Genomic DNA, 382 nt, shown 5'->3' with positions numbered 1-382 from the left:
ACGTAACACCCTGAAAAAACTTCTTTATCTGGGTTGACAAGGATCGACATTCCTTCAGGAAATGTTATTCCTACGGGCGAAGTCATTGAGTCTCCGTGCACTTCCAGCCAGAACCCCCTCTCACCAGCGTATTTTACAGAATGCCTCCAATTATCCTGATCATACATGTTGTAGTCATCACCAGCGGTTGCGAATAATCCTGCCTGAACCCAGTTAATTACAGGGTAAGAGTGTGCTGTGTCTCTCTGTGGGCAGCTCTTAACATTATTTTCCCAATGCTTATCTTTTTCATCTCCGTTCTGAAGCCACTGCGGTGAACACTGCAGTGCAGCTGCGACTTTAAAAAGGGTGTCACCGTTGAAACTTTTTGTAAGGCCTTGCT

The 382-nt window shown here is 45.5% G+C and carries 1 protein-coding gene; it reads right to left on the bottom strand.

All coding sequences use genetic code 11. The features are described from left to right. Positions 1-382: S24 family peptidase (locus tag H0X90_RS35995; protein WP_330165473.1), on the bottom strand; the 382-nt coding region annotated here is incomplete at both ends.

This window comes from Burkholderia sp. 9775_39 (genome assembly GCF_015712225.1).
Taxonomy (GTDB): Bacteria; Pseudomonadota; Gammaproteobacteria; order Burkholderiales; family Burkholderiaceae; genus Burkholderia; species Burkholderia cenocepacia.
Note: the sequence above shows the minus strand (reverse complement) of the source record. Positions and strands in the feature narration are given on the sequence as shown.